This window comes from Mycobacterium sp. IDUB_9, assembly GCF_055419505.1.
Window position 1 is genome coordinate 841,826 of record NZ_JBVAXU010000002.1, and the last position, 25,200, is coordinate 867,025.

The 25,200-nt window shown below is 66.1% G+C and carries 26 protein-coding genes; 6 read left to right on the forward strand and 20 right to left on the reverse strand.

Annotation, left to right across the window (positions count from 1 at the left end):
• Nucleotides 1-19: 19 nt before the first annotated feature.
• The 7 genes from nuoD to ACZY08_RS12705 all read right to left on the reverse strand — a co-directional run bounded on the left by nuoD (nt 20) and on the right by ACZY08_RS12705 (nt 4,505).
• Nucleotides 20-1,324: an NADH dehydrogenase (quinone) subunit D gene (gene nuoD, locus ACZY08_RS12675; protein WP_463744521.1), complete on the reverse strand. Its 1,305-nt coding sequence runs from the start codon at nt 1,322-1,324 to the stop codon at nt 20-22.
• A complete protein-coding gene (locus tag ACZY08_RS12680) occupies nt 1,324-2,019 on the reverse strand; it encodes an NADH-quinone oxidoreductase subunit C (RefSeq protein WP_463744520.1) in 696 nt (231 codons plus the stop codon). The genes nuoD and ACZY08_RS12680 overlap by 1 nt, the downstream gene beginning before the upstream one ends.
• A complete protein-coding gene (locus ACZY08_RS12685; RefSeq protein ID WP_463744519.1) occupies nt 2,016-2,570 on the reverse strand; it encodes a NuoB/complex I 20 kDa subunit family protein in 555 nt (184 codons plus the stop codon). The genes ACZY08_RS12680 and ACZY08_RS12685 overlap by 4 nt, the downstream gene beginning before the upstream one ends.
• On the reverse strand, nt 2,561-2,929 hold the full coding sequence (locus tag ACZY08_RS12690) for an NADH-quinone oxidoreductase subunit A (protein ID WP_003881436.1): 369 nt from the start codon (nt 2,927-2,929) through the stop codon (nt 2,561-2,563). The genes ACZY08_RS12685 and ACZY08_RS12690 overlap by 10 nt, the downstream gene beginning before the upstream one ends.
• A 173-nt stretch (nt 2,930-3,102) precedes the next feature.
• Nucleotides 3,103-3,501, reverse strand: coding sequence for an Rv3143 family two-component system response regulator (locus tag ACZY08_RS12695; protein ID WP_463744518.1), 399 nt, complete (start codon nt 3,499-3,501; stop codon nt 3,103-3,105).
• A gap of 64 nt (nt 3,502-3,565) precedes the next feature.
• The gene (locus tag ACZY08_RS12700) at nt 3,566-4,087 is read right to left on the reverse strand and encodes a YceI family protein (RefSeq protein ID WP_463744517.1); all 522 of its coding nucleotides are present in this window, start codon (nt 4,085-4,087) and stop codon (nt 3,566-3,568) included.
• 25 nt (nt 4,088-4,112) lie between these two features.
• Nucleotides 4,113-4,505, reverse strand: coding sequence for a nuclear transport factor 2 family protein (locus tag ACZY08_RS12705; protein ID WP_463744516.1), 393 nt, complete (start codon nt 4,503-4,505; stop codon nt 4,113-4,115).
• A 56-nt stretch (nt 4,506-4,561) separates the two neighbouring features.
• Between ACZY08_RS12705 and ACZY08_RS12710 the strand changes: the two genes are divergently transcribed.
• Nucleotides 4,562-5,197: a class I SAM-dependent methyltransferase gene (locus ACZY08_RS12710; RefSeq protein WP_463744515.1), complete on the forward strand. Its 636-nt coding sequence runs from the start codon at nt 4,562-4,564 to the stop codon at nt 5,195-5,197.
• Nucleotides 5,198-5,202: 5 nt separating this feature from the next.
• On the opposite strand, the gene ACZY08_RS12715 is transcribed toward ACZY08_RS12710, so the two are convergent.
• From ACZY08_RS12715 to ACZY08_RS12750, 8 genes are read right to left on the reverse strand one after another with little or no spacing between them, the layout of a single operon-like run.
• Nucleotides 5,203-5,556, reverse strand: coding sequence for a DUF6285 domain-containing protein (locus ACZY08_RS12715; protein ID WP_463744514.1), 354 nt, complete (start codon nt 5,554-5,556; stop codon nt 5,203-5,205).
• Nucleotides 5,553-6,527: a phosphotransferase family protein gene (locus ACZY08_RS12720; protein ID WP_463744513.1), complete on the reverse strand. Its 975-nt coding sequence runs from the start codon at nt 6,525-6,527 to the stop codon at nt 5,553-5,555. The genes ACZY08_RS12715 and ACZY08_RS12720 overlap by 4 nt, the downstream gene beginning before the upstream one ends.
• Nucleotides 6,524-7,768 carry an acyl-CoA dehydrogenase family protein gene (locus ACZY08_RS12725; protein ID WP_463744512.1) on the reverse strand — a complete coding sequence of 415 codons (1,245 nt, stop codon included), beginning with the start codon at nt 7,766-7,768 and terminating at the stop codon, nt 6,524-6,526. The genes ACZY08_RS12720 and ACZY08_RS12725 overlap by 4 nt, the downstream gene beginning before the upstream one ends.
• 20 nt (nt 7,769-7,788) lie before the next feature.
• Nucleotides 7,789-8,400: a TetR/AcrR family transcriptional regulator gene (locus ACZY08_RS12730; RefSeq protein WP_463744511.1), complete on the reverse strand. Its 612-nt coding sequence runs from the start codon at nt 8,398-8,400 to the stop codon at nt 7,789-7,791.
• Between the two features lie 7 nt (nt 8,401-8,407).
• Nucleotides 8,408-9,310, reverse strand: a complete 903-nt coding sequence (locus tag ACZY08_RS12735) for a hydroxymethylglutaryl-CoA lyase (protein ID WP_463744510.1) — start codon at nt 9,308-9,310, stop codon at nt 8,408-8,410.
• A 1-nt stretch (nt 9,311) separates the two neighbouring features.
• Nucleotides 9,312-10,514: a CaiB/BaiF CoA transferase family protein gene (locus ACZY08_RS12740; RefSeq protein ID WP_463744509.1), complete on the reverse strand. Its 1,203-nt coding sequence runs from the start codon at nt 10,512-10,514 to the stop codon at nt 9,312-9,314.
• The gene (locus ACZY08_RS12745) at nt 10,511-11,713 is read right to left on the reverse strand and encodes an alpha/beta hydrolase family protein (RefSeq protein WP_463744508.1); all 1,203 of its coding nucleotides are present in this window, start codon (nt 11,711-11,713) and stop codon (nt 10,511-10,513) included. Before ACZY08_RS12745 ends, ACZY08_RS12740 begins: the two co-directional genes overlap by 4 nt.
• Nucleotides 11,714-11,715: 2 nt before the next feature.
• Nucleotides 11,716-12,831, reverse strand: coding sequence for a homogentisate 1,2-dioxygenase (locus ACZY08_RS12750; RefSeq protein WP_463744507.1), 1,116 nt, complete (start codon nt 12,829-12,831; stop codon nt 11,716-11,718).
• 173 nt (nt 12,832-13,004) lie between these two features.
• On the opposite strand from ACZY08_RS12750, the gene ACZY08_RS12755 reads away from it, so the two are divergent.
• Nucleotides 13,005-13,562, forward strand: coding sequence for a type 1 glutamine amidotransferase domain-containing protein (locus ACZY08_RS12755; RefSeq protein ID WP_463744506.1), 558 nt, complete (start codon nt 13,005-13,007; stop codon nt 13,560-13,562).
• Between the two features lie 14 nt (nt 13,563-13,576).
• Nucleotides 13,577-15,769 carry an MDR family MFS transporter gene (locus tag ACZY08_RS12760; RefSeq protein ID WP_463744505.1) on the forward strand — a complete coding sequence of 731 codons (2,193 nt, stop codon included), beginning with the start codon at nt 13,577-13,579 and terminating at the stop codon, nt 15,767-15,769.
• Between the two features lie 9 nt (nt 15,770-15,778).
• On the opposite strand, the gene ACZY08_RS12765 is transcribed toward ACZY08_RS12760, so the two are convergent.
• Nucleotides 15,779-16,945, reverse strand: a complete 1,167-nt coding sequence (locus ACZY08_RS12765) for an acyl-CoA dehydrogenase family protein (RefSeq protein WP_463744504.1) — start codon at nt 16,943-16,945, stop codon at nt 15,779-15,781.
• A 475-nt stretch (nt 16,946-17,420) separates the two neighbouring features.
• Between ACZY08_RS12765 and ACZY08_RS12770 the strand changes: the two genes are divergently transcribed.
• A complete protein-coding gene (locus ACZY08_RS12770) occupies nt 17,421-18,398 on the forward strand; it encodes an esterase family protein (protein WP_463744503.1) in 978 nt (325 codons plus the stop codon).
• Between the two features lie 191 nt (nt 18,399-18,589).
• Here ACZY08_RS12770 and ACZY08_RS12775 read toward each other — a convergent pair whose 3' ends face one another.
• The 3 genes from ACZY08_RS12775 to hisN form a co-directional block, all read right to left on the reverse strand.
• Nucleotides 18,590-19,810, reverse strand: a complete 1,221-nt coding sequence (locus ACZY08_RS12775) for an acyl-CoA dehydrogenase family protein (RefSeq protein WP_463744502.1) — start codon at nt 19,808-19,810, stop codon at nt 18,590-18,592.
• A 42-nt stretch (nt 19,811-19,852) separates the two neighbouring features.
• Entirely contained in the window at nt 19,853-21,250 is a 1,398-nt protein-coding gene (locus ACZY08_RS12780) for an acyl-CoA dehydrogenase family protein (protein WP_463744501.1), read from the reverse strand.
• Between the two features lie 113 nt (nt 21,251-21,363).
• A complete protein-coding gene (gene hisN / locus ACZY08_RS12785; protein ID WP_463744500.1) occupies nt 21,364-22,146 on the reverse strand; it encodes a histidinol-phosphatase in 783 nt (260 codons plus the stop codon).
• Nucleotides 22,147-22,169: 23 nt separating this feature from the next.
• Here hisN and ACZY08_RS12790 point away from each other — a divergent pair, with 23 nt between their 5' ends.
• The gene (locus ACZY08_RS12790) at nt 22,170-22,538 is read left to right on the forward strand and encodes a hypothetical protein (RefSeq protein ID WP_463744499.1); all 369 of its coding nucleotides are present in this window, start codon (nt 22,170-22,172) and stop codon (nt 22,536-22,538) included.
• Between the two features lie 18 nt (nt 22,539-22,556).
• Here the strand turns inward: ACZY08_RS12790 and ACZY08_RS12795 are convergent, their stop codons facing one another.
• Nucleotides 22,557-23,927, reverse strand: coding sequence for an FAD-dependent oxidoreductase (locus ACZY08_RS12795; RefSeq protein WP_463744498.1), 1,371 nt, complete (start codon nt 23,925-23,927; stop codon nt 22,557-22,559).
• Nucleotides 23,928-24,077: 150 nt separating this feature from the next.
• On the opposite strand from ACZY08_RS12795, the gene prfB reads away from it, so the two are divergent.
• Nucleotides 24,078-25,196 carry a peptide chain release factor 2 gene (gene prfB, locus ACZY08_RS12800; RefSeq protein ID WP_463744497.1) on the forward strand — a complete coding sequence of 373 codons (1,119 nt, stop codon included), beginning with the start codon at nt 24,078-24,080 and terminating at the stop codon, nt 25,194-25,196.
• Nucleotides 25,197-25,200: the final 4 nt, after the last annotated feature.

Below are 25,200 nucleotides of genomic sequence, written 5' to 3' on the forward strand. Positions count from 1 at the left end.
CTCCTCTTCGCGCAGGCGCTCATCGGTCAACGCCTCCCATGACCGGATCGATCGACGCCACCGCGGCAATGGCATCGGCGACCATGCCGCCCTCGCACATCGCCGCCACCGCTTGCAGATTCGTGAACGAAGGGTCCCGGTAGTGCACCCGGTAGGGCCGGGTGCCGCCGTCGGACACCATGTGCACCCCGAGCTCGCCGCGTGGGGACTCCACCGCGACGTACACCTGCCCGGCCGGGACCCGGATACCCTCGGTGACGAGCTTGAAGTGATGGATCAGCCCCTCCATCGAGTGGCCCATGATCTTGGCGATGTGCTCGGGGGAGTTACCCAAACCGTCTGGGCCGACTTTCAGATCGGCCGGCCAGGCCAGCTTCTTGTCGTCGATCATCACCGGACCGTCGCCCAACTTCTCAAGTCGGTCGACGCATTGCTCGACGATCTTGATCGACTCCCGCATTTCCTTCACCCGGATGATGTACCGGCCGTAGGAGTCACAGCGGTCATCGGTGATCACGTCGAATTCGTAGTCCTGGTAACCGCAATAGGGTTGTGCGCGCCGCAGATCGTGGGGCAGGCCGGTGGAGCGCAACACCGGGCCGGTGATCCCCAGCGCGATACATCCGGTCAGGTCGAGATACCCGACACCTACGGTGCGAGCCTTCCAGATGTAGTTCTCGTTGAGCAGATCCTCCAAGTCCTGCAGGCCTTTCGGCAGAAGATCGAGCAGTGCCCGAACCTGGTCCAACGCGCCGTCAGGCAGGTCGGCGGCCAGGCCGCCCGGCCGGATGTAGGCATGGTTCATCCGCAGGCCGGTGATCGATTCGAAGACCCGCAGGATCTCTTCGCGCTCCCGGAAGCCATAGAACATGGCAGACATGGCACCCAACTCCATGCCGCCGGTGGCCAGCGCCACCAGGTGCGAGGAAATCCGGTTGAGCTCCATGAGCATCACCCGGATGACGCTGGCGCGTTGGGGAATATCGTCGGTGATGCCGAGCAGCTTCTCTACACCCAGGCAGTACGCCGTTTCGTTGAAGAACGGCGCGAGGTAGTCCATCCGGGTGACGAACGTGACGCCCTGCGTCCAGTTGCGGTATTCGAGATTCTTCTCGATGCCGGTGTGCAGATAGCCGATGCCGCAACGGGCTTCGGTGATGATCTCGCCCTCGATTTCCAGGATCAGCCGCAGCACTCCGTGGGTCGACGGGTGCTGGGGGCCCATGTTGACGACGATGCGTTCACCGGCATGCGCGCGGGCCGCGGACACCACGTCATCCCAGTCCTGTCCGCCGACTACCACCACAGGGGATTCGGTACTCATCAGTTGTAGGACCTCCGCTGATCGGGTGGCGGGATCTGCGCGCCGTGGTATTCGACCGGAATGCCGCCCAGCGGATAGTCCTTGCGCTGGGGATGGCCCACCCAGTCGTCGGGCATCTCGATCCGGGTCAACGCGGGGTGGCCGTCGAACACAATTCCGAAGAAGTCGTAGGTCTCACGTTCGTGCCAGTCGGTGGTCGGATAGACGGTGAACAACGACGGCACATGTGGATCCGCATCGGGCGCTGCGACTTCCAGCCGGACCCGGCGGTTGTGGGTGATCGACATCAGCGGGTAGACGGCGTGCAGTTCGCGGTCGGTGTCGTCGGGATAGTGCACCCCGCTCACACCCAGGCACAGTTCGAACCGCAATTGTGGGTCATCGCGCAGGACGCTGGCCACCGCGGGCAGTTGGACGCGGCTGACCTCCAGGGTCAGCTCATCACGCTGCACCACGACGCGCTCGATCGACACCGCATAGCGTTCCTCGCCGAGGATTTCGGCGAGGCGGTCCACCACCTCGTCGAAGTACTGGCCGTAGGGCCGGGGGGAGCTGCCGGGCAATTCCACCGATCGCACCAGCCGGCCGTATCCCGAGGTGTCGCCGGTGCCCGAGGCGCCGAACATGCCGCGCCGCGTTCCGATCACCTCGGGCGTGTCGTTGCCGCCCGGGCCGTTCCCGTTGGCCGTGCTCACCGCAGCAGCCCTTTGAGTTCGATGGTCGGTGTGACGGCCAGCGCGGCCTGCTCGGCTTCCCGGATCGCCTCCTCGCGGTTGACCCCGAGCGGCATCTGCTGAATCTTGTCGTGCAACTTGAGGATTGCGTGTAGCAGCATCTCCGGCCGCGGTGGGCAGCCGGGCAGGTAGATGTCCACCGGCACCACGTGGTCGACGCCCTGCACCACCGCGTAGTTGTTGAACATGCCGCCGGAGGAGGCGCAAACCCCCATGGCCAGCACCCATTTCGGCTCGGCCATCTGGTCGTAGATCTGTCGCAGCACCGGCGCCATCTTCTGACTGACCCGGCCCGCGACGATCATCAGGTCGGCCTGCCGTGGCGTCGCGGAGAACCGCTCCATGCCGAACCGGGCGATGTCGAAACGCGGTCCCGCCGTCGACATCATCTCGATCGCGCAGCAGGCCAGGCCGAAGGTGGCCGGCCACAACGACCCCTTACGTACGTAGCCCGCGACAGTCTCCACCGTTGACAGCAGGATTCCACCGGGCAGACGCTCCTCTAATCCCAATTCAGGCCTCCTCGCCGCCAGACATAGGCGTACGCCACGAATACCGTGAGCATGAACAGCAACATCTCCACCAGTGCAAACAGCCCGAGACTGTCGAAGGCCACCGCCCACGGGTAGAGGAAGACGATTTCGATGTCGAACACGATGAACAACATGGCCGTCAGGTAGTACCGGATCGGCATGCGCTGGCCGGTCACGCCGGCGGCCCCGGGCTGCATCGGTTCGATACCGCATTCGTAGGCCTCAAGTTTGGACCGGTTGTAGCGGCGCGGACCGATGACGAGCGCGATCCCCACGGATACCACGGCGAACGCGGCCGCGATCGCTCCGAGAACCAGGATGGGCGTGTATAAATTCATGCCACCTATCGCTCCCTCGGTGGGCTGTCGATGTGAGCTAACCCACAGCCTAGCGAGGTTTGCGGCCCGCGCCACACATTTTGGTTAGTATCGTTTCATATCGGGGCAGCGTGTCGCTGCGGCCACAGCCGTGCCGTGAACAATCAACGGCAGCAGGGCAATTCGCAGAAAAATTACTGCGCTGGAGAGCGCAGCAGAGACACCACGGCATCGCCCAGCCGGATCGGGTCGATCGGGTGGGGGACGGCGGCCTCCGCCTGTGACCAGCTAGCCAGCCAGGCATCGTCAGGACGCCCGGTGAGCACCAGGATCGGCGGACAGTCGGCGATCTCGTCCTTGAGTTGTTTAGCCAGTCCCATGCCCCCGGCCGGAGTGGCTTCCCCGTCGAGAATCGCCAGGTCGCAGCCCCCGGCGTCCATCTGTGAGATCACCATGGGTGCGGTGGCGATCTCGACGTACGCCAGTTCCGGCAGCTCTGGGTGCACGCGTTTGCCCAGTGCGAGTCGTACCTGTTCGCGGGTGCGCGGGTTGTCGCTGTACACCAGGATGCGCAGCGGCGCTGGGCCGGCCATGGTGCCGATGCTACTGCGCGCGACGCCGTCGGCCCGACAAGTCAGCGAATTCTGTTGTGGCGCATCAGTCCCGAGTGAACACGAGTTCACCGGAGATGATCGTCGTCGGCCCGACCATCCCGAGTAGATCGCCCGACACGCCGAAGTCATCCCGCTGCACGGCGCACTGGCCGGCGAGCTGCAGCGCCCCGTCGTCGAGAATCTGCACCTCGACCGGCAGCTCGATGGTTCGCGACACGCCCCGGACGGTCAGAAGTGTCGTCAGTCGCGCCAGGTCAGCCTCCTCAGAGGATGCCAAACCGGTCACCTGCGCCCTGATCTCGGGATGCTTTTCGACGTCGAAGAAGTCGGCGGATCTCAGATGGTCGTCTCGTTTGCGTATCCCGGTGTTCAGCGATGCCGCTGCAATCACCACCTGGCCGCTCACCCCGGGTCCGGCGAAGCCTTCGCCGGCGAATTCGGTGAACCGGCCGGTGACGGTGGCCAGGCCCCACAGCGTCTTGTTCCGGAACGTCACTCGGGACCGGTCTGGGACCAGGATCCAGTTTCCGGCGTGTGTGGTCAGGATGTCGCTGAGCGTGGCCATGGCATCTCCAGTTCGTCGGCTCGGGTCAGGTGAACAAGGGCGCGATGTCCTTGGGATCGAAGTACTCGTCGATGCGGTGGATCAGACCGTCGGTACCCACCTTGATCACGATGCATACCCGCAACGCGATCAGTGCACCGTCGCGTCCGGTGGCATGCAGGACATGTTGCTGGACGAATCCGCCGTCGAAGAACTGTCGGTCCAGTACTTCGTAGCGGCGCTCGCCGGTGACGTTGATGAACCAGTCGATGACCTTCAGTGCGCGGACGCGGTCGTTGTCCCTGGAGTCGCCCGCGTGCCATACCGCGACGTCATCGGCCCACAGCCGGGACACTCCGGCCTTGTCTCCGCGCTCGATCGCGTCGAACAGCCGGTGCGCGACATCATTGATGAGCTCGGTGTCGGCTGGGGATATCATCGGCCTCCTCAGATGGGACTTGACCTCAATGGTTATTGAGGTTTCAGACTCGAATCATGAACTCCACACCCGCGCATTCCTTGTTCGACGAAGCCTACGAGCACCGCACCGCACCATGGGTGATCGGCGAGCCGCAGCCGGCGATAGTCGAATTGGAACGGTCCGGCGTCCTGGGCGGCAAGGTGCTGGATGTCGGCTGCGGTGCCGGTGAGCACACCATGCTGCTGACGCGACTGGGGTACGACGTGCTCGGAATCGACTTCTCCGAACATGCTGTCGCCCAAGCCCGCGAGAATGCCGCGCAGCGGGGAATCGATGCGCACTTCGCGGTGGCCGATGCGACCCGGCTGGGAGAGTCGGCGGGTCCGCGCTACGACACCATCGTCGACAGCGCGTTGTTCCACATCTTCGGCGATGCAGACCGCGCCGCCTACGTCGCCAGCCTGCGCCGGGCCTGCCGGCCGGGGGCGACTGTGCACGTGCTGGCGCTTTCCGACGCCGGCCGCGGGTTCGGACCTCAAGTCAGCGCCGAGGTGATCCGCCGGGCCTTCGCGGACGGCTGGGACTTGGAGGCGCTGGACACCACCACGTATCGCGGCGTGGTGGGGGCGGCCCATGCCGAGGCGATCGGCGAGCCGGTCGGGGCGCGCGTGGACGAGCCGGCCTGGCTGGCCCGGGTCCGACGGCTCTGAGCGGTTCACGGCTCGTCGTACCCCGGATGCGCGGCGGCAAGCCGTTGACGTACCAGGACGCGCAGGCAGTCGGTGACACCGTCGGCTCGGTCGTCGAGTTCACCGGCCCGGATCGCTGCGGCCAACTCCGCTTCGTCGGTGAACCCGAGGCCGGCCAGGGCAGCCGAGGCGGTGGCGGCCGCCGGAGTATCGGAGGCGAGTAGCTCGCGTTCGACCATGCGCAACGCGTTGGCTGCGACGCGGGCCTGAAATTTGACCGACGCTGCGACGGTCTCGCTGTCGCGCACCTCGGTGTCGAGGAACTCTGCCACCGCGGCGATCAGCTCGGCCGCCGTCGGCCGTCCGTACAGGTTGCTCACCAGCTGCTCCCGTCCAGCAGACTCAACAGGTCCCACTCGGTTTCGCAGACCCGGCGCCCGATGGTCGCCAACTCCACCGACCGGGTCTGCCCGCTCAGGTGCCGCTCGGCCTGGTAGCGGCAGATGACGCCCCAGCGCAGCGTGGCCAGGACGAGCCACCAGCGGATCGCCGACCGGTCCAGCGGCTGCCCGCCGGCGTTCTCGTAGGCGTCGAGGAAGCTCTGGATACTGCCGAGGCCGCCCGCACCGAGGTCGGCCGGCGCGCCGAACCGCCAGGCCCGGATGCAGAACCAGGCCAGGTCCTCGTACACCTCGCCGAGGTGCACCAGCTCCCAGTCCAGTACCGCGGCCAGGCCAGAGCCGTCCACGATCACATTGCCCATCCGGAAGTCGCCGTGTACCAGCCGCAGTGGCGACGCGGGCGGCCGGTTGGCATCCAGCCAGCGAAACACCCACTCGAAAGTCGCTGTGGTGTCGCCTATCTCGTCGAGTTGCCCACGCCATTGCGCCACCTGGTCCAGCTCGACAAGGCCGGGCAGCGCCGGTGGGTCGGCCCGGTGGACGGCAGCCAGCGCCTGTGCGCACTGGGTCAGCAGCCGGGCCCGGCCGGCGTCGTCGAGCATGCGCTGAATGCGCCGCACTATGGTCTCGCCACCGATGAAGTCGCAGATGAGGAAGGGATCACCCAGGGCGGCAACGGAGTTGTCGGCGACCAGCACGTGGGGGACCGGGGCCCCGGCCAGAGCCGCCGCCCGTTGTGCACCGGCCTCCAGTTCCATCCCGGCGTGTACCTCATCGGGTGCACCGGTACGCAGGATCAGCGGGCGCCGGGTCGAGTCCGTGACGGCATCGAACGACCAGGTGGTGCGGCTTGCTCCGCCGGTCAGCTCGCGCAGATTATCGACGGAGACATCGGCGCCCAGCACCGGGCTGAGGACGTTGGTGAGGCCGGTAGCCAGGGCCCCGGTCATTGCTTGGCCCTGCCGAACCCGAACAGCCGCTGGGCCACTCGGCGCATCTGGATCTCCTCGGCGCCTTCGGTGATTCGGTAGCGCCGGTGGTGGCGGTAGATGTGCTCGAATGGTTCGTGGCGGCTGTAGCCGATGCCGCCGTGGACCTGCATGGCGCGATCCGCGGCCTCACACACCAGGCGGTTGGCGCGGTAATTTGCCATCGAGACCTTGTCGGAAACCTCCATGTGGTGGTTCTGGTCCAGCTGCGTTGCGGCATACCGGACGAGCAACCGGACCATCTGCGCCTCGGTCTGCAGTTCCACCAACGGCCATTGCACGGCCTGGTTCACCGCGAGCGGCTTGCCGAACACCTTGCGCCGGTTGGCGTAGTCCACTGCGCGGTCGATACAGAACTGTGCGGCGCCGAGACTGCTGGCGGCCTGGCGGATCCGGTTCTCGTGCAGGAACGTCTGCCCGACCTCGAGGCCGCGGTCGACCTCGCCGAGCACCGCGTCAGCCGGCACCCGGACGTTGTCCAGCTCGACCTCGCCGTGATCGGTGGGCATGTTGAACGTCCACCAGTAGAACGGGACCGTGAATCCCGGCGCGTCGGTGGGCACCAGGAATGCGCTGATGCCACGCGCCTGTCCCGGATCGCCGGAGGTGCGGGCGAAGATCAGATCGTGCGTGGCACGGTGTACGCCGGTGTTCCACCGCTTGCGACCGTTGATGATCCAGCCTTCCCCATCGGGCACCGCCGTGGTTTCCAGCCAGGTCGCGTCGGACCCGTGGTCGGGTTCGGTCAACCCGAACGCCATCGAGCGCTTGCCGGTGAGCATCGCCTCGACCCATTCGGCCTTCTGGGCCTCGGTGCCGAACCGGTCCATCATGATCACCTGCGGGAAGTTGCCGACGATCGAGGACTCGTCCTGTAGGTCGTTGTGCAGTCCCAGACCCTTGTGCGCCAGATGTTCCCGGATCACGGCCATGTCGAGGTTGCTGCCGTCGCGTCCGCCGAACCGGGCCGGCAGCCCGTAGCGCAGCCAGCCGGCGGCGTCGGCACGACGGCGCATCTCGTCGAGCAGATCCTCCCAGGCGCGGGCAGGCACACCGCCGTTCTCCCAGTCGGTGCGGGCATATTCGCGGCGCTGGTCGAAGTACTGCATGTGTTCGAGCTCAAGCGGCTTGATCTCGGCCTCGATGAACTCGTCCATCTCGGCAAGCACATCTGAAAGATGTTCGGGTAAAGCGAAATCCACGACGATCTCTCTTTCTCGGGTCAGAAGCCGTAAAGGGTCTTCTTCCAGATTGTGGACAGGGTGGTGATGGCTTCGGCGTCGCTGATCTCGATGCCAAGGCCAGATTGACCGACGAATACCGTGGTGAAGTTCTCGAACAACAAGGCGATGGCCGCCGCCACGTGCTCGGGTTGTAGTCCCTGGGCGTGGCCCTGATCCTGCGCGTGATGCACCGACGCGATGACGATGTCGATGCCGAACCGGCGGAACTTGTTCTGCACGTCGGCGAATCGCTGCTGGGTGGCGGCCAACTGGGCGACCGCGATCATGATGCCGATGTTCTGTTTGAAGATGTTCCAGTAGCCGGTGACCACCGTGGTGAAGAACTCGGTGTCGTCGGGGGAGTCCGGCAGGTGCAGGTTCAGCCCGGACGGTTCGACGACGTCGTGCAGGAACGATTCGGCCAGCGCGGCCAGCAGATCCTCCTTGTCTGTGAAGTACCGATAGAACACCGCCGGACTCTTGCCCGCGGCCGAGGTGATGTCTGACAGGGTGGTGCCGTGAAAGCCACGCTCGGCAAATAGTTTCCGCGCGGCAAGCTCGATCGCCGACCGCGTCTGGCGGCCTTTGGTGCCCAGCTCGGCAGCGGTCATCGACGTCTCAGTTCAAGATCCGGTCGCCGGCGCGCAGCAGCGCGCTGGGGAGCTCGTGGCCCACGGCCTCCTGCGCGACGCGGGCGGCGACGATGGCGGCGGGCAGGTCGACATCGACCGCGATATCGCTGTCGCGCAACATGTAGACGAGGTCCTCGGTGGCAATGTTGCCGCTTGCTCCCGGCGCGAAGGGGCAGCCGCCCAGCCCGCCGACCGAGGCGTCCAGCCGGGTCACGCCGGCCTGCACGGCGGCGTAGGCACTGGCCAGGCCCGCGCCACGGGTGTTGTGGAAATGGGCACCTAGCGGCAGGTCCCCGATCAGGGGCCGGACCTTCGCGACCAATGTGCTGACCCGCCGCGGCGTGGTGGTGCCGATGGTGTCGGCGATGGCAATCCGATTGACCCCGAAACCGGCGGCCGCCGAGGCGATGTCGAGCACCCGCTGCGGATCGGTGGGGCCGTCGAACGGGCAGTCCCACGCGGTGGCGATGATCACCTCGACCGAGGTGTCGCTGTCGGCCGCGAGGGCAACGATGTCGGCGATCTGTGCGATGGCCTCCGCCGAGCTTCGTCCGACGTTGGCTTGTGAGTGGGCGTCGGAGGCGGACACCACGTATTCGATCGAGCGCAGGCCTGCGGCGATGGCGCGTTTGGCGCCGTTGGGGCTGGCGACCAGCGCGGAGAACTCGACTTCCGGGAACCGGTGCAGTTCTTCGGCGAGTTCGGCAGCGTCGGCCAGGGCAGGGACCTTCGAGGGGGAGACGAACGCCGTCGCCTCCACCTCGCGCACCCCGGTGGCGACGATGGCTTCGAGGATCGCAACCTTGGCCGACAACGGAATCGGCGTCTCGATCTGCAGGCCATCCCGCAGGCATACCTCGCGGATATCGACCTTGTCGGGCAGGTTCATCTCACAGCACTCCCTCGGCGCGCAGGGTTTCCAGGTCTTGTGCACTGCGCCCCAGCAGGCCGCCGTACACCTCGTCGTTGTGCTGGCCGGGACGGGCTGAGCCGGCGTTGCGGATGGTGCCAGGTGACTCGGAGAGCACCGGGACGACGCCGGGGCCCTTGACGTTGCGCTGCACCCGTTCGTCCCAATGGTCGGCGAGCATGCCGCGGGCCTGCAGTTGCGGATCCTCCATGACCTCGGCCACGGTGTTGATCGGCCCGCTGATGACGCCGGCTTGTGAGAGGGTCTCGATGATCTCCTCCGGCTGCCGCCGCACCGCCCAATCGCCGATGATCTTGTCCAGCTCGTCCTGATTGCGGCCCCGGGCAACGTGATTGGCGAAGCGATCGTCGGTCGCCAGCTCCGGACTGCCCATCGCCGCGCACAACCGGCGGAACACGGTGTCCTGGTTGGCGGCGATCACCACCCAGCTGCCGTTGGCGCTCTGGTAGATGTTCGACGGCGCGATACCTTCCAGCCGCGTGCCCGATGGCCCGCGCACCACGCCGCCGACGTCATAGTCGGGGATGGTGGATTCCTGTATGGCCAGGCAGCTTTCGGTCAGCGCGGTGTCGACGATCTGGCCCTCGCCGGTGACGGTGCGTCGGTAGAGAGCAGCCAGCGCACCCTGGGCCGCGAACATACCGGCCAGGCTGTCGCCCAGTGAGAGGGCCAGCCGGGGTGGGGGACCGCCCGGGAACCCGTTCATGTGCCGCAACCCACTGGATGCCTCGGCCACCGAGGCGTAGCCGGCCTTGCCGGCGTCGGGTCCGGTCTGTCCATACCCGGATACCCTGACCAGGATGATGCCCTTGTTCCGGTCGCGCAGAACGTCATAGCCCAGGTCCCACTTCTCCAGCGTGCCCGGGCGGAAGTTCTCCACGATGATGTCGGACCGTTCGACCAACTCCAGGAAAAGAGCCCGGCCGGCTTCCTTCCGCAGGTCCAGGGTGACGGCCTTCTTGTTGCGGGCGTGCACGGTCCAGAAGAAGTGGTGCCCGTCGAGTTCGGCCTGTCCCCAGGTGCGCAGCGGATCCGGGGTGGCCGGCAGTTCGACCTTGATGACCTCGGCGCCCATGTCGCCCAGCAGCCGGCCCGCGAACGGCCCGGAGATCAGGGTGCCGAGTTCGATCACCCGGACCCCGTCCAAAGCTCCTGTTGTCATGACGGATCCAATGAGAACCCATGCCGGTGAAGCCAATCCGTGCAGATCGCGACGGCTTGGCGCAGCGTGCCGCGTTGATCGGGACCCGAGTAGTAGTGGTTGGCGCCGGGGATCTCGTGCATTTCTTTGTCGGAATGACCGATCGCCTCGTACAGCCGGCGGGTGTGGCTGGGCGTACAGGCGTCATCGGCCAGATTGCCGATCACCAGAGCGGGCACCGCGATGTCCGGCCCGGCCTTGACCGCGTCACCGTTGGCGTCGTCGTAGCTCCACTGGGACAGCCAGCTGCGCAAGGTGCAGAACCGGGCCAGGCCGACCGGGCTCATGTTCACCACCTGAGGGTCGCCCAGATAACACGTACCGGGTTGGCGATCGTTGGGATCGACGCTGGGGTCCAGCCAGCGGGGGTCGGCCATGGTGCCGTGCACGACGAACGCGAACTCGTCATCCGGCCGCCCGGCGTCCTTGAGCTCCGCCAGTTTTTCTTTGACCCACTTGGTGATTCGCCGGTTCCGGGCAACCTGTGCCTGGTGGTAACGCTCGAGGAACTCCGGTGTGTACGGCGGTTGGTTGGGGTTGTCCGGGTTGTAGAGGTCGAGTTCCGGATCCCGCTTGGTGGGGTCGTTCTCGTCGAGGATGGAGGCGTCCATCCACTCGGTCATGGTGCCGTGCCGGCTGATATGCGCGGCCAGCAGCATGATTGCGTCGGCCGGGATCAATCCGAGCTCGGTCAGATCCGGCCCGTCCCCGGAGGGACTTGCCGTCACCGTCGGGTGCTGCGCCTGCTGCTGGTAGAACACCGAGAGCGAACCGCCGCCGCTCCACCCGGCCAGTACCACCTTGTCGTAGCCGAGCCGGTTCTTGGCATCCTTGATGCACTCGCCGAGATCCTCGACCACCTTCTCCATGAGCAAAGCCGAGTCCGTGCCACGAAACCGGCTGTTGCAGTAGATGACATGGTGCCCGGCGCGGGCCAGCGCATTGATCATCGGCAGATACGCGCCACCACCGATCGGGTGCATGAACACCAGGACGGTATCTGAGGGTTTCGATTTGGGCCGCAACAGATAGCTCTCCAGCACGACAAGCTCGGCGACGCCGCCGTACACGTCGCGGACGGACGAGTTGTTCTGGTAGGCGACAAGATACGGGATGCGGTCGTACTCGTGCTTCACGGGTGCTTCGGTGGTTGCGGTCATCGCTAGTGCTGCCCCAGATCGTTGGCGAGGATTTCGGCGGACGGGATGAGACGACGTCGGGTGTCGATGGCGATCACCGACCAGTCGACCCGGTCGTAGTCGTCGAATTTGCGGCGGGCCCGTTCCCTGGCCTTTTCCGGGGCGCCGTGGTGGACGCCCTGCGGTGCGTGGGAAACCAGGCCGGGCGGCATCGGGATGCCGTAGAGCGTTCCGCCGTGGAAGAAGGCGATCTCGTCGTAGTCGACATTGCGGTGATACCACGGCGTGCGCTCGGTGCCCGGCACGCTCTCGGCGGGCTTGGGGAGGAAATTCATCACGTACACGCCGGTGGCCTGCATGAAGAGGTGCACGGTCGGTGGCAGGTGCACGCTCTCGGAGGTGATGACGGTGTAGTCCTCGATATTGAAGGTGAACGGGAAGTTGTCGCCCCGCCAGCCTTCCACGTCAAGCGGATTGTGTTGGTAGATAAGAGAGGTCGTCCCTACCCCGTCAATCGGGGAATGGATGAGGCGGACCTCATATTCTCCGGCGGCCTGCGGCCCGACGCCGTCGTCGATCGGCTGCGGCTCGGGGATGGTGACCTGCGCCGGGTCGAACGGGAAGTGGCGGCCGAGGGTGCCGGCCGGCGGGACCCGGAAGTCGTCGGTGGCCTGGATCATGAGCCACGTACTCTCGCTGTCCGGCACCTGACGGAACGTGCAGGCCTTCGGCATGTAGACCCAGTCGCCCTCGCGGTAGCGCAGTGGACCGAACTCGGTTTCCAGCAGGCCCGACCCTTTGTGGACGAACAGCAGCAGGTCGCCGTCGATGTAGCGGACGAAGAACGGCATCTCCTCGCTGCGTCGGCTCAACAGCACCTGGCAATCGGCGTTGGAGAACATCAGCAGCGGGCCGCCATGGGCGTCGGTGGCGTCGCTGGGCTTGAGCTCGCTGGACAACACGTCGGTGGGGCGCAGGGGGCCGACGGTGCGGTAGGCGGTCGGGTCGTTGCGCCGGTACATGTTCGCGGTGCGGCCGACGAAACCGCCGCGGCCGAGTTCGTCGTCCTTGAGGCCGTCGAGGTCGGCATGTACCCGTTTCGGGGTTTTGCCTTTGCGCAGGTGGACGAATGATTCCATGCTCGACTCCTGAAGGTGCGGGCTAAAAACTGAAAGTGACTTTACTTTTTCTTACGGACGGTGACAAGGGGTGGCAGCGGCCGATCTGCGGCGTTTTGGGCCCGGCTTCCCGGGGTAGCCCTTCATGGGCGTTGAGCCCGCTTCTGTCCGTCGGTGTCAACGAAAGGACTCGCATGCGAAAGGAATTGGAAGGCCGCAGGGTCGGGATCCTTGCCGCCGACGGTGTGGAGCGCATCGAACTCGAACAACCGCGCACGGCCGTCGAGAACGAGGGCGGTCACGTCGAGCTGCTGTCACTCAAGGCCGGGGAGATCCAGGCTCGCGATCACGATCTCGAACCTGCAGGCACCTTTCCGGTGGATCGCACTGTTGCCGAGGCGAAGGTGGATCAGTTCGACGCGCTGATCCTGCCCGGGGGCACCGTGAACCCGGACAAGTTGAGGCTCGACGAGACCGCGGTGGCGTTCGTCCGCGATTTCGTCCGATCCGGCAAGCCCGTCGCCGCGATCTGCCACGGGCCATGGACCCTGGTTGAAGCTGGCGTGGTTCGCGACCGCACGTTGACCAGCTATCCGAGTATCCGCACCGACCTTCGTAACGCCGGTGCCACCGTGGTGGATCAGCAGGTCTGTATCGATGGCAACCTGATCACCAGCCGCGCGCCGGACGATCTGCCCGCGTTCTGTGAGGCCGTCACCGAGGTATTGGCGAGTAGCCCGGCCCAGACTTGAGCGCGGGCCGGGCCATGACTACTCGCGCCACCGTCGACACGGCCGGTGCTGAACCGGTCGCTGAGCAATCCACCAATCGGCAGCGCAACTTCGTCTTCCTGGCGGTCGTGCTCGGCATGCTGCTGGCCGCCCTCGACCAGACGATCGTGGCGACCGCGCTGCCCACCGTCGTCGCCGATCTGGGCGGCGCGGGACACCAGGCCTGGGTGGTCACAAGCTATCTGCTCGCCTCGACCATCGTGACCGCCGTAGTGGGCAGGCTGGGGGACACCTTCGGGCGCAAGAAGGTTTTCCAGGTGGCGATCCTGCTGTTCCTCGTCGGATCGGTGTTGTGCGGATCGGCCGGGTCGATGGGGATGCTCGTCGCGTCGAGGGCGCTGCAGGGGCTCGGCGGTGGCGCCATCACGGTGACCGCAGTCGCGGTGATCGGCGAGGTCATCCCGTTGCGCGACCGCGGCCGCTACCAGGGCGCGCTGGGTGCGGTCTTCGGCGTCACCACCGTCATCGGTCCCCTGCTCGGCGGACTGTTCACCGATCACCTGAGCTGGCGGTGGGCCTTCTGGATCAACGTGCCGGTCGCGGTGGTGGTCATCGCGATCGCCGCGGTGGCCATACCCGAATTCACCCGCACCGCCAGGCCGGTACTCGATTACGCGGGCATCGTCCTGGTCGGACTCGGTGCGGCCGGCCTGACCCTGGCGACCAGTTGGGGCGGCACCACCTATCCATGGGGTTCGGCGACGATCATCGGGCTGTTCGTCGCATCGGTGGCCGCACTGGTGGCCTTCGTCTTCGTCGAACGCCTTGCCACCGAACCGGTTCTGCCCATCCGGTTGTTCGCCAATCCGGTCTTCACGGTGTGCTGCGTGTTGTCGTTCGTGGTGGGCTTCGCGATGTTGGGTGCGCTGACCTTCCTGCCGACCTACATGCAGTTCGTCGACGGTGTCTCGGCCACCGCATCGGGGCTGCGCACCCTGCCGATGGTCGCCGGGCTGCTGGTCACCTCTCTGGGCAGCGGCGTACTCGTCGGGCGGACCGGGAAATACCGGATCTTCCCGATTGCCGGCACCGCGGTAATGGCAATCGGATTCGTGCTGTTGTCCCGGATGGACGCCGACACCTCGACATTGACGCAGTCCCTCTACCTTCTCGTGCTGGGCTGCGGGATCGGGCTCAGCATGCAGGTGCTGATCCTGGTGGTGCAGAACACCGTCGACTTCACCGATCTCGGTGTCGCCACATCGGGCGTGACGTTCTTCCGGGCGATCGGCAGTTCTTTCGGCGCAGCGATTTTCGGCTCGCTGTTCGCCAACTTCCTCGGCGACCGGCTTCCGCCGGCGATGGCAAGCAGCGGCGCACCCCCGGAAGCCGCGACATCGCCCCAGGCGCTGCATGCACTGCCGCATGAGATCGCGGCGCCGATCGTCGACGCCTATGCCGATTCACTGACCCGCGTGTTCCTGTTCGCGGCCCCGTTCGCCGTCGTCGGCTTCATCCTGGCGCTCTTCCTCAAGCAGGTTCCGTTGCGCGACACCGCGGCGAGCGGCAGTATCGACATGGGTGAGGGCTTCGGCATGCCGACCACCGAGTCACCGGAGAAGCTCCTCGAAATGGCGATCGGCCGGCTGCTGCAACGTAGTCACGGTATCGATCTCGAGGCCCTGGCCCAGTCGCCCCGCAGCCGGCTGGATGCCGCGCAGCTGTGGGCGCTGATCCAGATCTACCGGCATGCCGCGGCGACCGGGGCCGCCAACCTGTACGACATCGCCGACGAGCGCCGGGTGCCGCGGCAGATCCTGGAGCCTACGTTCGACCGGTTGGTTGCCTCGGGTCTGGCGGCACGGAGCGGACGCGAGTTCTCTCTCACCCCCGCGGGGGCGGCGGAGATCAGTTCGGCTCGAAACATCATCTCGGGCTGGCTCACCGAATCTCTCGCGCAGTCACCGGAATTCGAGGGCCGGCCCGACCGCTTGCAGGTGCAGGGCGCGCTCGACCGTCTCGCGCGCGGTGTCCTGATGGAGCGAGATCCGGCGCAGGACGAGACCCGGCCGATGAAGTTGGGGCCGTCGCGGCGCCCCGTCGTCGAACCACCGACCACCCGGCTGCGCACCCCGGTGGCCCAGCCGCCGGCGGAACCGCCCACGCGACCGTTTCGCCCGGGGGCGGGGGCTCCGCCGCGGGGCAGGCCGCGTCCGCCGCGCCGTTGACGTTGCACCTCAGATCATGGAGGTCCGGGGAATCTTCATCCCCAGCGCGAGCGCCCCGGCCAACTCCCTGCTGGTGTCGTAGTCGAACACCACATGTCCGGACAGGACGTCGACATCGCGCTTGAACCGTTGTAGCGGGCTGGACAGGAAATGGATGCTCGCGCCGCCAGAGCCCAACAGATCGGCGATCACCGCCTTGGACTCGGTGACAATGTGGGCGGCGGCAAGCCGGGCCTGCGCGCGCACCGGCTTGTCCACCGCGTCGCCGGTCGCCACGATGCCCTCGATCTCGCCGACGGTGTCGGCCAGTAGGGCGCGTAGCGCACGCACCCGCACCTGAGCCCCGGCCAGATGGGCCTGCGCGATCGGCTTGTCCTTCTGTACTACGCCCTCGTAAGGCAGTACCCGTTCGCCGAGGCGCTGCGCGTAGATCTCGGTGACCCGCTCAGCGCTGCCCAGGGCAGGCATCGCCGCCAGCAGTGCCAGTGCGGGCACCATCGGCCAGCGGTAAGTGGCGCTGTCGTGCAGTCCGGCGCCCGGCGCGGTACCGGAATAGATGTCGAGTACCTTCACCAGTCGGTGCTCCGGGACGAAGACGTCGGTGGCGATGGCGTCGTTGGAGCCGGTGGCCCGCATGCCGTCGGTGTGCCACACGTCGGCCACGGTCACATCGGCCATGGGCAGCAGCGCGAGTGCCGGATACAACGCGTCGTCGGGTCCACACAACGCGGCGACGATGATCCAGTTGCCGTGCATGACGCCGGTGGCCCAGGACCACCTGCCGGTCAGGCGGATGCCGCCCTCGGCCGGCAGTCCGCGCCCGGTCGGTGCCAGGGGAGCCGGGGCCAGGAACGGGCGGTTCGCGAACGCCTCCGCCTGGGCCTGCTCGCCGAACAACGAGAGCATCCAGTTGTGCAGGGCCAGGAACCCGATGGTCCAGGCGCTGGACGTGCATCCGTGGGCCATCCGGCGTACCGGATCCAGGATTGCCGGGAAATCGGCCTGCTGACCGCCGTAGCGAGCGGGTACCAGGAGCTCGGTGAAGCCGGAGTCGACGAGGTCGGTCACCGTTGCATCCGGAAGCCGACGCAACTCCTCGGCTTCACCGGCCCGATCGGCGAGTCGGGTGACGAATTCGGCGGTGATGACGCAGTCCGTGGCGGGGGGCGAGGTCATGGCCCGGAAACTACCATACTTTTTAGTATGGTCATGATCGGGGCCGTCCCGAGGACGCCGGCCGGCCAATTTGAAAACCGGTTGGCGACGATCAGATAACCCTCCGGACACCAGTTGTGAACAGATGCGCATCGTTGTTCATCGAACGTCACCCCTGCGTGCGCTAGTGTCGAGCCGTTTACCCAGGTAGATCCCCTGGAGACGGGCAATAGATAAAGTCGAAATCACTTTTTGAAATCCGCAGATGTGCAGTTCGGCGGCGCGCCGCGGGTTTTCCCCTGTCGTGGCCGCGTGCTTTACTCATGGCGCAACAACTGAATTCTTTGGTCCGCTCTGCTGCGTCTTCTTAGGCGTCCGGGCGTTGGGGAGCGGGCGTGGCAACACAGCGGTCGATCGTTGTGGGGCTGCTTGGCGATGTTGATCGCTGATCGCACAAAAGGGCGTAATTGACCCGGAAGACGGATGGATTCGCAGTATGACCTTCATTGACAAGATTCGTGGCCATTGGGCACGCCGCATGACGGTGGCGGCTGTGGCAGCGCTGATGCTGCCTGGCTTGATCGGAGTGACCGGCGGATCGGCGACCGCGGGAGCATTCTCCCGCCCTGGTCTGCCGGTGGAGTACCTGATGGTTCCGTCGCCGTCGATGGGCCGCGACATCAAGATTCAGTTCCAGAGCGGTGGGCCGGGTTCGCACGCGGTGTACCTGCTCGACGGCCTGCGTGCCCAGGACGACTTCAACGGCTGGGACATCAACACCAACGCGTTCGAGATGTTCCTCAACAGCGGCCTGTCGGTGGTCATGCCGGTCGGTGGTCAGTCCAGCTTCTACGCCGACTGGTACAACCAGGCCTGCGGTAAGGCGGGCTGCACCACGTACAAGTGGGAGACCTTCCTGACCAGCGAGCTGCCGCAGTGGCTGGCCGCCAACCGCGATGTCGCGGCGAACGGTAACGCCGCGGTCGGTCTGTCGATGGCCGGCTCCGCCGCACTGATCCTGGCGACCTACCACCCCGACCGGTTCATCTACGCCGGCTCGATGTCGGGCTTCCTGAACCCCTCCGAGGGCTGGTGGCCGTTCCTGATCAACATCTCCATGGGTGATGCCGGCGGCTACAAGGCCAACGACATGTGGGGTCCGACGGAGGATCCGAACAGCGGTTGGAAGCGCAACGACCCGATGGTGCAGATCCCGACGCTGGTCGCGAACAACACGCGGCTCTGGATCTACTGCGGTAACGGCCAGCCCAACGAGCTGGGTGGCGGCGACCTGCCGGCCACCTTCCTCGAAGGCCTGACCATCAAGACCAACCGCAGTTTCCAGGACAACTACATCGCCGCAGGCGGCACCAACGGTGTGTTCAACTTCCCGGACGCCGGTACCCACAACTGGGCCTACTGGGGTCAGCAGTTGCAGGCCATGGTTCCGGACCTGCAGCGGGTGCTCGGCTAAGTCCCTCCCGCTCGCTCTCGTAGCGCGAGCAGACGTGAAACCCCCCGAATCTTGCGAGATTCGGGGGGTTTTGCGTCTGTTGGTCAGAAGTCGCCGGTCACCCTAGTTGGCCGAGCAGACGCAAAACTGCCCAAAACCATGCGGTTTTGGGCAGTTTGCTGGGGGCCTCCCGCTTGCGGGAGAGAAGAAAACTACTTCAGTTCGGCAGAGGACAGCCCGAGCAGGCGGCGGGCGACCACCAGCTGCTGGATCTGCTGCGTGCCTTCGAAGATGTCGAGGATCTTGGAGTCGCGGGCCCACTTCTCCAGCAGGGTCTGCTCGGAATAGCCCGTGGTGCCCGCCATCTCGACGGCCTTGAGGGTGATGTCGCTGGCGACCCGGGCTGCCTTGGCCTTCCCCATGGAGGCTTCCTTGGAGTTGGGGATGCTGTTGTCTGCCTGCCATGCCGAGCGGACGGTCAACAGGTAGCCGGCTTCCCAGTCGGCCTCCATCCGCAGGAACTCCGCCGCGGGGGCGCTCTGCGCATGGGCCGGCTTGTCGTAGGAGATCTCGATGCCGGCGTCGGTGAGGATCGCCCGCAGGTCTTCCAGGGCGGCGCGGGCAATGCCGACCGCCATGGCCGCCACGATGGGCCGGGTGTTGTCAAAGGTCTCCATGACCCCGGCAAAACCCTTGTCCACGTGGATCTCCGGATCGCCCAGGAGGTTGGTCTTGGGGATGCGGGCATTCTCGAAACGGATCACCGCGGTGTCGGACGCCTTGATACCCAGCTTGTGCTCCAGGCGCTCGACGGTCACGCCGGGATGCTCGCGCGGCACGATGAACGACTTGATGGCCGCCCGCCCCAACGACTTGTCGAGTGTCGCCCACACCACGATGTGGGTGGCCCGCGAACCCGCGGTGACGAAGATTTTCTCGCCGTTGATCACGTATTCATCGCCGTCTAGCACCGCTGTGGTGGTGACCGCCGCCGAGTCGGAGCCGAAGCCAGGCTCGGTGATGGCCATCGCGGCCCACACGTCCTTGCCCAGGCTCTCGAGCTGTTCGGGGGTGGCCACCGAGGAGATGGCGGCGTTACCGAGGCCCTGACGCGGCACCGAGAGCAGCAGGGCGACGTCGCCCCAACTGATTTCGAGCGCGTTGAGCAGCGCGGACATGTTGGCGCCGTTGACGGTGACTTTCTCGCCCTTGCCGTTGGCGTCGTCGCGGAACGCCTCGGCGCCCGCGAACGAGATCGTCTTCGCGCTCGAGATGCCCTCGAACAGGGTGGCCAGGGTGTCGAGCTCGACAGGGTAGGCGTGCTCGGCGAGATCGTACTTGCGCGAGATCGGGCGAAGCATCTCGGCGGCGCCCTGGTGGCCCTTCTCGATGACCGCCCGCAGTTTGCGAGGCATTTCCAGATTGATTGCCATGATTAGTCTTTCGCTTGGGTAACCGTTTAGAGGACGCCGCAGTCAGATGACAACGACACCTTCGGCGACGCCGATGGCCCGCAGATCGCGGTACCAGCGCTCGACCGGGTGTTCCTTGGTGTAACCGTGACCGCCCAGCAGCTGCACGCCGTCCAGGCCGATCTGCATGCCCTTGTCGGTACCGAGCTTGTGTGCCAGTGCCGCCTCGCGGGCGAACGGCAGCCCCTGCTCGGCGCGGGCGGCGCCGCGCCACGTGATCAGGCGCAGGCCATCGAGTTCGATGGCGATGTTGGCGGTCATGAAGGCCACCGACTGGCGGTGGGCGATCGGCTCACCGAACGCCTGACGTTCCTTGATGTAAGGAATCACGTAGTCGAGCACCGCGTGCGAGGTGCCGACAGCCAATGCGGCCCAGCCCAGCCGGGACAGGGCGATGGCGTCGCTGTAGTCCTGATCCGTAGCTCCGTCCTCACCGAGCAGGTTGCCCAGCGGCACGGCCACGTTGTCGAGCTCGATCTGACCCAGCGCCGCGGCCCGGATGCCCATACTCGGGTCGGCCTTGACCGTGAGACCCGGTGACGAGGCCTCGACGATGAACATTGCCGGCTTACCGTTCAATTGCGCTGCCACGATGAACAATTCGGCATCGGCGGCGGCCGGCACCAATGACTTGACGCCGGACAGGCGGTAGCCGCTGGGGGTGCGTACCGCGGTGGTCCTCAGCGCGGTGGGGTCGAACAGTGGGTGGGGTTCGGCGATCGCGACGCAGGCCTGCGGGACGTTCTCGCCGGCGAATTCCTTGAGGTAGGTGGACTGCTGATCCGCGCTGCCCCAGTGGGTCAGTGCCGAGGCGACGCCCCCGGGCGCCAGGATCGGCAGGGCCAGGCCCATGTCGCCGTACGCCAGAGCCTCGGCGACGAGTGCATTGGTCACCGTGCTGCGATGTTCGGCGATGCCGTCGAAGTCCTCGGGCACGTTGACCGCGGTGATGCCCAGTTCAGCGGCCTTGGCGATCAGATCCGCGGGATAGGCGGCGGCAGCGTCGGCGTCATGGGCAGCAGGCCGCAAGATCTCCGCGGCGAATTCCCCGACCGTCTCGACGATCATCTGCTGGTCTTCGTCGGGGGTGAGGTCGAAGTAGTCGGCCCCGCTGGCCTTCAGCCGGGTCGGCGCCTTGCCCAGGCCCTGGACGCGCTGGAATTGCCGGGTGGCGGCGCCCGCGGCGGAAAACGCTTGCTTCACACCGTATTTCAGACCGCGGTTCAGCGGATCGCGCAGACCGTAGCGATCCAGGAATTCCTGGCCGACGATCGGGGTGATCAGCGCCAAACCGATATCGGTCGCGGTGCGCTTGTGCTTGTGCAATCCGACCGCGCTTTGCCGGCCGGAGCTGGAGGGACGTGTGGGAGTGCCGTTCTTGGACGGCAGGGTGTTGGTCATGTCAGCTGCCTCTGTTGGTCGTGGCGACGCATCTGACCGTATCTTACTCCGGAGTAAGGTATGGCATCTGTTACCAACCTCACAGCGCATCGGCGGGGGAACCCGCCCTGAACTCACCCCGCCGAAAGCCTGGCGACGACCGCGTCATGGAGTGGCCCGTTGGTGGCCAGCGAACTGCCTCCGTGCGGCCCGGGCTCACCGTCGATGCTGGTGAACGTGCCGCCGGCCTCGCGGATCAAGATGTCCAGCGGGGCGATGTCCCAGAGCTTCACCTCGGGCTCGCAGGCGATGTCGACCGCACCTTCGGCGACCATGCAGTACGACCAGAAGTCCCCGTAGGCCCGCACGCGCCACACCGCATCGGTGAGTTCGACGAATCGGTCCCGGCGGTTTTCCCAGCCGGTGGTCAGATCCGAGTACGACAGGCTTGCCGACGCAAGGTCGGTGACGCCCGACACCGACAGTTTGCGGGTTGCCCCCGCGAAGGAGCCGAATGCGCCCTGGCCCAGCCCGGCCCACCACCGGCGTGCGAGCGCCGGTGCACTCACCACGCCGATGGTCGGGACGCCGTCCTCGAGCAACGCGATCAACGTGCACCACACGGGCACGCCGCGGACGAAGTTCTTGGTCCCGTCGATCGGATCGATCACCCACTGCCGACCGGTCAATGTCGTTGTGCCACCGAACTCTTCGCCGAACACCGTGTCGCCGGGGCGCGCCGCGGCCAGCGATGCGCGCAGGGCTTCCTCGGCTCCGCGGTCGGCATCGGTGACCGGGGTCAGGTCGGGCTTGGTCTCGATGCGCAGATCCAGGGCGCCGAAGCGATCCATGGTGAGTGCGTCGGCCTGATCGGCCAATTCGAGGGCCAATGCCAAGTCATCTGCGATGGTGCTCATGGCTGAAGTCCTACCATGGCCTGGTGTGGGAAATCGGCATACTCCTCTTGCTCGTCGGCGCTCTCGTCCTGCTGTTGGCGCCACGGATCATGCGGCGTCGCGGAATTCGCGGTGAACTGGCGCACGGCACGTTGCTGGTGACCGGGGTGAGCCCCCGTCCGGACGCCACGGGGGAGCAGTACGTCACGATCACCGGCGTCATCAGCGGGCCGACCGTCAACGAGCATGTCGTGTATCAGCGCATGGCTGTCGACGTGAACGACTGGCCGACGATGGGGGCGCTGTTCCCGGTGGTCTACTCGCCGAGCAACCCGGACAAGTGGGCTATGGCGCCTGGTGGGCCCCCGGGGCCAGAGGGTCCGCCGGGGACTCTGGGGGCGTGGAAGCCCTAGGAGGTCGGCCGACCGATTTCAGGCGTGCGCGATCCGGAGCAGCTCGGCCACGCTGGCCAGCTTCACCCGGGGCCGGCCGACTGATTCCCCGGCCGCGCGCTCGTGCGCGTCGATCAGCTGCCAGTGTTCGCCGGTGACCAGCTTCGGCTGATGTTCCAAAAGCCATTCGGCAAGCTCGATGCTGTACTCGGAGCCGCGCTCGTCCACTCCGGCGGCCCGAAGATCCTCCAGCAACGTGTCGACCGTGTCCTGTGAGTCTTTCTTGTTGCTGCCGATCACGCCGGACGGTCCCCGCTTGATCCAGCCCACCACGTATTCGTTACGGCTGCCGTCGATTCGGCCGCCGGTATGCGGAATCGTGCCGGAGCGCTCGTCGAACGGCAGCCCCGGGGTGGGCACGCCGCGGTAACCCACCGCTCGCACCACCAGCTGGACCGGCAGCTCCTCGCGCTCACCGGTGTCCTTGGCCACCACCCGCCCGTTGGCATCGCGGACAAGTTCGTTGCGGCCCAGCACAATTGACTCGACTCGGTCCTCGCCGCGCAATTCGATGGGGGAGGTGCAGAAACGGAACACGATGCGCCGCTTGGATTCTTGAGGTGGCTCGTCGACGTACTTGCGTAGCACCCTGATGTTCTGTTTGACGGTCTTGCTCGCCGCTTCGAGGTCGTCGTCGCTGATGCCGGCGAAATCGGCCGGATCGAGGATGACGTCGACGTCGCCGAGCCCCTCCATGTCGCCCAGCTCGCGCAGTTCCAGCGTTGTGAACGTCGCCTGCAACGGACCCCGGCGTCCGATCACGACGACTTCTTCCACCCCGCGGGTGTCCAGCGAGGTCAGCGCGTGGTTGGCGATGTCGGTGTTGGCCAGGGCCTGTGGGTCGCTGACCAGGATGCGCGCCACGTCCAGGGCGACGTTGCCGTTGCCGACGACCACGGCCCGCCCGCCCGCCAGGTTGGGTGCCATGCCGTCGAAATGCGGATGGGCGTTGTACCAGCCGACGAAATCAACCGCGGCCACGCTGCCGGGCAACTCTTCCCCGGGGATGTGCAGGGCCCGGTCGGACTGAGCCCCGATCGCATAGATGACCGAGTCATAGCGTTGCGCCAACTCGGCCGGGGTGATGTGCTCGCCGATCTTGATGTTGCCGAAGAACCGGAATCGGGGATCGGCCGCGGTCTTGTCGAACTGCGCGCTGATCGACTTGATCTTCGGATGGTCGGGCGCGACTCCCGAGCGCACCAGCCCCCACGGGGTCGGCAGCATCTCGAGCATGTCGACTCGCACATCGCGATCGGAGTCGGGTAGATCGGCGAACTTCAGCAGCGATGCGGCAGCAAAGAATCCCGAGGGGCCGGAGCCGACGATCGCTACGTGATATGGGCGCATACCCTGCCTTCGTACGAGCGGAAAAACCGTCACAGACCCGGCTGACGGCGTGCTGGGCCGGGTACCAACCGACTTTAAACACAGATCGTCTGCGCTGCCGCGAGTCGGAGAGAACTGCCGCCGAAATGCCGCCGGGTACCCTGAACATTCGTGGATCCAGACCGCCAAGCCGCCGTAGCCGCACTCGACACCACCCTGACGACAGTGGAGCGGGTGCTCGACATCGATGGCCTGCGCCAGCGGATCGACATGCTCGAGCAGCAGGCCTCCGATCCGAACCTCTGGGACGACCAGTCGCGGGCCCAGAAGGTCACCAGTGATCTCTCCCATGCGCAGAGTGAACTGCGCCGGGTGCAGGACCTCCGTCAGCGCGTCGAGGATCTGCCGGTGCTGTTCGAACTCGCAGACGAAGAAGGGGGAGCAGACGGTTCCGAAGCTCTCGTCGAGGCCGATGCCGAGCTCACCAAACTCCGCGAGGAGATCGAGACCCTCGAGGTCCGCACCCTGCTCTCGGGCGAGTACGACGAGCGGGAAGCCGTCGTCACGATCCGCTCGGGCGCGGGCGGTGTCGACGCCGCCGACTGGGCCGAGATGCTGATGCGGATGTACATCCGATGGGCCGAGAAGCATGACTACCCGGTCGAGGTGTTCGACACGTCCTACGCCGAGGAGGCGGGCATCAAGAGCGCGACATTCGCCGTGCACGCTCCGTTCGCCTACGGCACCCTCTCGGTGGAACAGGGCACCCACCGACTCGTGCGGATCAGCCCGTTCGACAACCAGAGCCGGCGGCAGACGTCCTTCGCCGACGTCGAGGTACTCCCGGTCGTGGAAACCACGGACCACATCGAGATCCCCGAAGGCGACCTGCGCGTCGACGTGTACCGGTCCAGCGGTCCGGGCGGACAGTCGGTGAACACCACCGACTCCGCTGTCCGGCTCACCCACATTCCCACCGGCATCGTGGTGACCTGCCAGAACGAGAAATCGCAGCTGCAGAACAAGGTCGCGGCGATGCGGGTTCTGCAGGCACGGCTGCTGGAACGCAAGCGTTTGGAGGAGCGTGCCGAGATGGACGCGCTCAAGGGTGACGGCGGCAGCTCCTGGGGCAACCAGATGCGGTCCTACGTGCTGCACCCCTATCAGATGGTGAAAGACCTGCGCACCGAGTACGAGGTCGGAAATCCGGCCACGGTGCTGGACGGGGACATCGACGGATTCCTGGAAGCGGGGATCAGATGGCGCAACAGAAAAGACGACGACGACTGATCGA

What these genes read in the sequence shown, in the direction of transcription:
- nuoD (WP_463744521.1), bottom strand. Translation starts at nt 1,324, where the DNA reads ATGAGTACCGAATCCCCTGTGGTGGTAGTCGGCGGACAGGACTGGGAT.
- ACZY08_RS12690 (WP_003881436.1), bottom strand. Translation starts at nt 2,929, where the DNA reads ATGAATTTATACACGCCCATCCTGGTTCTCGGAGCGATCGCGGCCGCG.
- ACZY08_RS12695 (WP_463744518.1), bottom strand. Translation starts at nt 3,501, where the DNA reads ATGGCCGGCCCAGCGCCGCTGCGCATCCTGGTGTACAGCGACAACCCG.
- ACZY08_RS12700 (WP_463744517.1), bottom strand. Translation starts at nt 4,087, where the DNA reads ATGGCCACGCTCAGCGACATCCTGACCACACACGCCGGAAACTGGATC.
- ACZY08_RS12705 (WP_463744516.1), bottom strand. Translation starts at nt 4,505, where the DNA reads ATGATATCCCCAGCCGACACCGAGCTCATCAATGATGTCGCGCACCGG.
- ACZY08_RS12710 (WP_463744515.1), top strand. Translation starts at nt 4,562, where the DNA reads ATGAACTCCACACCCGCGCATTCCTTGTTCGACGAAGCCTACGAGCAC.
- ACZY08_RS12720 (WP_463744513.1), bottom strand. Translation starts at nt 6,527, where the DNA reads ATGACCGGGGCCCTGGCTACCGGCCTCACCAACGTCCTCAGCCCGGTG.
- ACZY08_RS12730 (WP_463744511.1), bottom strand. Translation starts at nt 8,400, where the DNA reads ATGACCGCTGCCGAGCTGGGCACCAAAGGCCGCCAGACGCGGTCGGCG.
- ACZY08_RS12735 (WP_463744510.1), bottom strand. Translation starts at nt 9,310, where the DNA reads ATGAACCTGCCCGACAAGGTCGATATCCGCGAGGTATGCCTGCGGGAT.
- ACZY08_RS12740 (WP_463744509.1), bottom strand. Translation starts at nt 10,514, where the DNA reads ATGACAACAGGAGCTTTGGACGGGGTCCGGGTGATCGAACTCGGCACC.
- ACZY08_RS12745 (WP_463744508.1), bottom strand. Translation starts at nt 11,713, where the DNA reads ATGACCGCAACCACCGAAGCACCCGTGAAGCACGAGTACGACCGCATC.
- ACZY08_RS12750 (WP_463744507.1), bottom strand. Translation starts at nt 12,831, where the DNA reads ATGGAATCATTCGTCCACCTGCGCAAAGGCAAAACCCCGAAACGGGTA.
- ACZY08_RS12755 (WP_463744506.1), top strand. Translation starts at nt 13,005, where the DNA reads ATGCGAAAGGAATTGGAAGGCCGCAGGGTCGGGATCCTTGCCGCCGAC.
- ACZY08_RS12760 (WP_463744505.1), top strand. Translation starts at nt 13,577, where the DNA reads ATGACTACTCGCGCCACCGTCGACACGGCCGGTGCTGAACCGGTCGCT.
- ACZY08_RS12765 (WP_463744504.1), bottom strand. Translation starts at nt 16,945, where the DNA reads ATGACCTCGCCCCCCGCCACGGACTGCGTCATCACCGCCGAATTCGTC.
- ACZY08_RS12770 (WP_463744503.1), top strand. Translation starts at nt 17,421, where the DNA reads ATGACCTTCATTGACAAGATTCGTGGCCATTGGGCACGCCGCATGACG.
- ACZY08_RS12775 (WP_463744502.1), bottom strand. Translation starts at nt 19,810, where the DNA reads ATGGCAATCAATCTGGAAATGCCTCGCAAACTGCGGGCGGTCATCGAG.
- ACZY08_RS12780 (WP_463744501.1), bottom strand. Translation starts at nt 21,250, where the DNA reads ATGACCAACACCCTGCCGTCCAAGAACGGCACTCCCACACGTCCCTCC.
- hisN (WP_463744500.1), bottom strand. Translation starts at nt 22,146, where the DNA reads ATGAGCACCATCGCAGATGACTTGGCATTGGCCCTCGAATTGGCCGAT.
- ACZY08_RS12795 (WP_463744498.1), bottom strand. Translation starts at nt 23,927, where the DNA reads ATGCGCCCATATCACGTAGCGATCGTCGGCTCCGGCCCCTCGGGATTC.